Origin of the sequence: Chamaesiphon sp. OTE_75_metabat_556 (genome assembly GCF_031378165.1) — a bacterium.
In the GTDB taxonomy this organism is placed as follows: Bacteria; Cyanobacteriota; Cyanobacteriia; order Cyanobacteriales; family Chamaesiphonaceae; genus Chamaesiphon.
The window spans coordinates 1-6,045 of the sequence record NZ_JANNDR010000013.1 but is presented as its reverse complement, the minus strand read 5'-3'; the positions used below and the strand labels follow the sequence as shown (position 1 = coordinate 6,045).

Annotated in this window: 5 protein-coding genes; 1 reads left to right on the top strand and 4 read right to left on the bottom strand. The window is 47.1% G+C overall.

What is annotated here, in order from left to right; genetic code table 11:
- The 3 genes from RMO27_RS00440 to RMO27_RS00430 form a co-directional block, all read right to left on the bottom strand.
- A partial coding sequence (locus tag RMO27_RS00440) for a Cof-type HAD-IIB family hydrolase (protein WP_309727994.1) occupies positions 1-775 on the bottom strand: 775 nt, incomplete at its 3' end.
- A gap of 112 nt (positions 776-887) precedes the next feature.
- On the bottom strand, positions 888-1,418 hold the full coding sequence (locus RMO27_RS00435) for a tetratricopeptide repeat protein (RefSeq protein WP_309727993.1): 531 nt from the start codon (positions 1,416-1,418) through the stop codon (positions 888-890).
- 376 nt (positions 1,419-1,794) lie between these two features.
- Positions 1,795-3,273, bottom strand: coding sequence for a GAF domain-containing sensor histidine kinase (locus RMO27_RS00430; RefSeq protein ID WP_309727991.1), 1,479 nt, complete (start codon positions 3,271-3,273; stop codon positions 1,795-1,797).
- 181 nt (positions 3,274-3,454) lie between these two features.
- On the opposite strand from RMO27_RS00430, the gene RMO27_RS00425 reads away from it, so the two are divergent.
- A complete protein-coding gene (locus RMO27_RS00425) occupies positions 3,455-3,841 on the top strand; it encodes a hypothetical protein (protein WP_309727989.1) in 387 nt (128 codons plus the stop codon).
- 50 nt (positions 3,842-3,891) lie between these two features.
- Here the strand turns inward: RMO27_RS00425 and RMO27_RS00420 are convergent.
- Positions 3,892-6,045: glycoside hydrolase family 15 protein (locus tag RMO27_RS00420; RefSeq protein WP_309727988.1), on the bottom strand; the 2,154-nt coding region annotated here is incomplete at its 5' end.

The window sequence follows — 6,045 nt, the reverse complement described above, 5'->3', positions numbered from 1 at the left end:
CCACCCAATCCGCGATCGACTGGACATCACTGGGTGCATTACCCATTGCTACACCGATTCCGGCATAGCCGAGCATTTCGACATCATTATAGTTATCGCCGATCGCTAGGACATTTTCAGCAGTGATGCCGAGTAAATTTTTGGCAACATAGTCGATCGCACTACCTTTATCGACACCCGATTGGGTAGTTTCGAGGAAGATCGGGACTGAGGTGGTGACATGTAATTCTGCTGGAGAATAGCGTTGCCGCAGATCTGTTAGTAGCTGCTGGATCAGCATGATATCTTCAGACATCGCCAAGATTTTGGTCGGGCGATTGATTAAAGCTTGTCGCAAATCGGCAATCGGGGTGACGCCGATCCCACTCCGGCCGATGTATAGTTCGGTATCAGAGTCAATCTTGCGGACATACAGACAATCATCACGGTAGACATGCACCGACAAGCGATCGAGGAGATCGGGCTGCTCGAAGTAGTCGATTAACTCCCGCGCGATATCGATCGGGACGGGCGAGTGGCGATGAATCGTCCCCGTGCTGGGATCTTGAATCCAGGCACCTTGGTAAGCCATGATGGGGACATCAGCACCGATTTCATGATGAAAGCGCAAGGCCGATTTATACATGCGGCCAGTGGCAATCCCCACCCGCACACCTTGCGCTTGGGCAGCTTTGACAGCTTGTTTGACTCGATCGCTCACCTGATTCGATCTGCCGGCGATCGTGCCATCAATGTCTAAAACTAGCAGTTTGATTTCGGCGGTGGATGATGACATGGTTGCAGTAATGTAGATCTGAAGCCAGCTACCAGCCTATCATATTTGTTATAAAGGGATAAATTTACCACTTGCGAGTAACTTGAAGTCGGGATCGGGAATCAATTAGTAATTACAACATTCCAGATGCCGAACTATCAATCCCCGTAATCAGATCGATCAGATCGGTCATATGTTGATACTGAACCAAATTACCTTGTTCTTTGAATAATTTGGCCGCAAATCGCCAATCGATCAGGGCTTCTTGTTCGCCATACAATTCCCGATAAGCATAGCCCCGATTGGAATAAGCAAAGGCAAAATCGGGTTGGAGTTTGATGGCATGATTGTAGTCACCAATCGCATTTTGATAATCGGCGATCGAATAATACAAGGAACCACGTCGATAGTAGGTACTGGCAGCGGTCGGATCGAGCGCGATCGAGCGATTGTAATCGTTCATCGCATTGTAGCCGTCACCTAATTTATAATAAGCAGCCCCGCGACAACAAATAGCTAGTGCGTCTTTTGGATGATTCGCAATTGCTAGCATGTAATCAGCGATCGCTCCATGATAGTCGCGAGCTTGATACTTTGTTTTAGCAGAGCGGAGAAGATCGCGATGATTGATGATGTCAGTGGGTAGGGAAGTGGTCTCAGACATACCGCTCTGTTACTAAATACTTGAAGGTGGAGAAAAAAAGTATGGTTACTCTCAAAACTAGATCTGGCGATCGAAATCGACTTAGGAATGCTAATTAACCAACTTTTCGATCGATCCAGTAAGTCACGATTTACTCATGCTCAGGCGATCAATTTGGACTTGCTGTTGGTATTTGAAAAATCGAGATTGAGAGCTAGATCGATAGCACTCAATCTACAACAGCAACTCACTCAAATGGGGTTGCCTAATGCTGATTTAGATGATTTACGCGATCGATAGTTGATTTCTAGCATACCCTTTACTAGCTCGAAGTAAGATCGGTGTAAACACCGAATCCCAGAGCTTAACAGCACAACAATACTCTCACTCGGACTGCCTAATTTTGGGTTGGATCGACTGCTCCCAGAGCGGCAAGCTGGGGTAGTGAGAGTCGATAACCCAACTTGTCGGTAGTCTGTTCGATCTGACCGCCATGCGCTGCGGCCAGGAGATGACTGAGCGATAATCCCAATCTAATGCGGAGATCCGGCGCAGGATCTGGCGGTATGGGGGTGGCGAACCGATCGATCGATGGTAATTTGTCAAGTTTGATCGGCTCTGGTATGGAGCTAATTGCACCAGGATCGTTAGTAGTAATCTGGATTTGGAGCAGATCGGGAAGATGAATAAGCTGGATCGAGATTTGTCGATCGACAGCACTCGCATGGCTGACACTCAGACATAGATAATAAACAATCTGCCGCACTTGATCTTTATCGAGCAACCACCGTCGGTCTGGAGTGGGCACGATCTCACTGGCCGTCAGATCGAGGACGATCTGTTGCTGTTTTTTGGCAGCGATCGGTTCGAGACTTTGAATTGCCAATTGGCATAGCATCTCTAGATCTACCAATTTGAGCGTGAGTGGGCGTGACTGTTGACTGGTTAATGGCACTGCGCCACTAATCGAACCACTTAGTTGAGAGATTTCATCGACGATCTCGACCAAGTGGCGACCGCTTTGATGGATGATTCCTAAATAATCTTTTTGCTTGCCAGTTAATGAGCCATAGATTTCTTGTTGCAAGACACTGGCCATCCCCAAAACGGAAGTCAATGGGGTGCGAAGTTCGTGGACGAGATGAGTTAATAACTCCAATTGAGTTTCACTGCGAACTCGATCGTTGGTTATTGCCAGATGTGGTGGTGTCGCAACTTCGACAGTTTCTAAGCTAGGGAAAATGTCAACATCACCCGCTCCATACTCGCTCGGTGTCGCTCGGTACTGAAGATCGCCAATCGAACGATCGAGCTGGGCTTGACTCAATAATTTGCGCTCGAATTCACTGGCGAGCAAGCGGCTGACCACTGATAGTAACTCAAGATCGCGATCGCTAAAGTGGCGGGGTTTAAAATCTAAAATTGCCAGTACGCCGATCCGATCGCGTGCCGCCGTGATGACTGGTATGCCCAGATAAGCTCTGAGTCCATGCACCCGCAACAGGGGTGACTGCACTAGCGGTGGTTGTTGGTGAAAGTCTGGGATGCTCAAACTATTGTGACTGTTAACGATCCAATCGTGGCAGTACTCCAGCCCAGCTAATTCTAATTGTAAATTGGGATTGCTCGGCAGCGCGCTCAATCGACCTAAACCAGCGATCGAGCCAATTTGGTAGCCCGTTCCGGCGATCGTGGTCAGGATCGCCACTGGTGCCTCTGTCAGTTGAACTGCCAGTGCGGTAGCTTCGGCAAAGATCGGCATGGTAGAGGATTGATCGCTGCTCAATTCAGCCACGATCGGGGGCTGTTGTAAGGATCGAGACCTACTGACATGGTGATTCGATTGAAGGTGTAGGTCTTGGTCTGAATTGAGCATGGGACAATTGCCCGTAGTGGGATGTGTGAATAGCTACTTCTAAAATTCCCACGAGAGCAGGCGATAGCAACATTTACAGCTAAGAGTGCGAAATTAGTCTGTGGTGATTTGGGGATAAATTTACGGAATTATCTAGCTTTGGGATGTAGTCCCCATCAAGATTACTTCCGATTCCAACATTATGAAATCTTCCTGCTATTCGCCGGGGCTATTAGCTCTAGCCTCTTTATCGACGACTTTTGCCATCTACCAAGTTACCCCCGCCAGCGCGCAATGCGTGATGAATGATACGAATATCCAAGTATCGATTAATGGTTCCAGACAGACGACCGATCGCACCAATCAAGTTCGCCAAGGTAGCACTGGCAACTGTGTGGGCAATTCAGTCAGTACGACCAACGTCCAAAGCACCACTGGCAGCACGGATAGAGCTAATCAGCAACGTCAAAGCAATCAGCAAGTTAGTGGGGGCACTAGCAGCTCTACGGGTATGAGCGTGGCTCCAGTCAAACTCCACCAAAATGTTCAGATTGATGTCTACAATCCTGCCGATCGGTTGCGCCGTTAATTGTTGATCGGCAATTGGCAATCCGATCAATATTTTTCAGCCAACAGCCATTAGATTTCTGCTGCGATTTGACTCAAGAATTGCAGCGATTTGACCAGATAATCCGCACACACCTGGGGCGAACTCTGATAAAAGGCACTCCAAGCAAATGATTTATACCGATCGTAATTAGCCGAATCGAACGCCGACCGATCGAGTTGGGAGAGGGTAACTTTGGGTAGATCGACATCCAACCAAGCCAATCTGACCGCATGACCGATCAAGACATCTAGGACGATGTATTCTTCGATATCCAAATCGGGATTGCGTTCGGATAAAGCCGATAACACCATCAGTGCTTCAATATTTAATTGCCGATATTCTGGTGCCACAATTTTATTGAGCAAATGTTCGATTCGTAGGGCAAAGTTTTTCTCACCTGGTGTCATTTCTGACAAGATAACTTCGCTATCGAGTCGATTGCGTTTTTCGAGTTTGTCGCCGATCGTAATGCCTTTGCAATGTTCCAGTAGTCGCCAGATGCTGGGATAAAAATCTCGATCGACCCTCACGATCGCCCCATCTTTGCGACGTTGATACCGCCAATCGATCGGCGGCGATGGTACTTTATTGATGATCGGATCGACAGCTTCCACCATCCATTCAATTCGCTCTTGAGCTTGACTTAGATGTAAGGATTCGCGTTGAAAGACGGTATTCCCCAAACCTTGATAATCACTGAGGACGTGATGCAATCTAGTTTGAATTTCAAATGGACTCAATTCCATCAATTTTTCATAAGCGGCATCTTGAGTAATCCCCAATTCGATCGCCAGTTCGCTCGTAAGTAGGATAATTAAATAACCAACTCGGAGTGTTAGTAAACCTTTAACTAAGGTCGGCTGGGATTTAATTAATAAACCTAGATAGATAATAATTTCCTGGGTCAATACGCGATCGCGAATGTCTTCACGACAGAATTTATCGATTTTCTCAGCAATCTCCGTATGCGACATCGGGGCATCGATTAGAGCCGCTTCACTGTAAGCCATGCCGACGGTAATTTGTTTGCCGTCAATTAAAATATCAGTGACAGCATCGGATAGACTAATTTCGACCTTAGTTAATAATCCCGCTGCATACCGGACGATCGCCCAATGGGGTCGATTGCTAAAGTTACCAGCTTTAAAGTAGACTTCATCGATTAAATTGGCGATCGTTACTTGGGTACTAGCACCACCGAACCCCGTCACAAAATCCAATCCCTTTAATTTACTTAAAGTATGTAACAGCTCGATTTGTTGGTAAAGATTATTCGATCCGCGTAATTGCTTGAGTAAGATCGCCACCCTCGTTTCAGCTTCGAGTAAAAATTCCTGATTGCTGGTTAATGGTTGATTGCCATCGGGAGCATAAGCCAGATAATAATGCTGTGGAACCAATGCATTGACCGCCGTGCGATCGAAATTAAATTCATGTAAGTCATCGATGCGTTCAGTACCAGCCGTCAATTTTAATTGATTGAGAGCACCCATCCGAATTGGCACACCATTACACTTCCCTTGCTTGAGTTCGGCAATTAATTCGAGTAATGGCGATGCATATTGTTGACCTTGAAATTCATCTTGACCTTCTTGTAATAATGATTTGGTTAATAACAACGTCAATGTCGGTCGCCCCAACTGCGTCCACTGTTCGCTGATATAGGCAATCTCAGCCTTAATTTGCGAGATCAGGAAGTGGTAATCAAATGTCAAATAAAACTGTTGGCGATCTAAAAATGCTGGTAAAAAGACGATCGTCTCGCCACAAATCGTAAATATGCGCGAAGTGGTCAAACTCCGTAGCCGTCGGATCGGCCGACCCGTCAGACCGAGTTTATCATTCCGACCGATTTGGGCATAGGCGGCGGCTAATGCGGTAGATTGACGCACCTGAATCGGTTCGATTTGGCTGGGAGTTTGGGTGGCGATGCCATATTCAGCCAATTGGGCTTGTAACTCGGCATCTTCAGCAATCAGGGCGATTTGAACCGTCCGGCGGCGTTTATTGCCGATTTGGAGATGTCTACCGAGTGGATCGAGATCGCCTGGAGCCAAAAAGCGATCGTCTAATAGTTGTCCCAAGAAATACAAACTTTGCGCCCAGACTAAAGGCAGATTCTCATTGGGGAGGCGAGTTTGGTATTGGGGTTGCGCGTCCAGTTGTGCCAAGTACCATCTGCC

Coding starts and splice junctions, on each gene's coding strand:
- RMO27_RS00435 (WP_309727993.1), bottom strand. CDS start 1,418: ATGTCTGAGACCACTTCCCTACCCACTGACATCATCAATCATCGCGAT.
- RMO27_RS00430 (WP_309727991.1), bottom strand. CDS start 3,273: ATGCTCAATTCAGACCAAGACCTACACCTTCAATCGAATCACCATGTC.
- RMO27_RS00425 (WP_309727989.1), top strand. CDS start 3,455: ATGAAATCTTCCTGCTATTCGCCGGGGCTATTAGCTCTAGCCTCTTTA.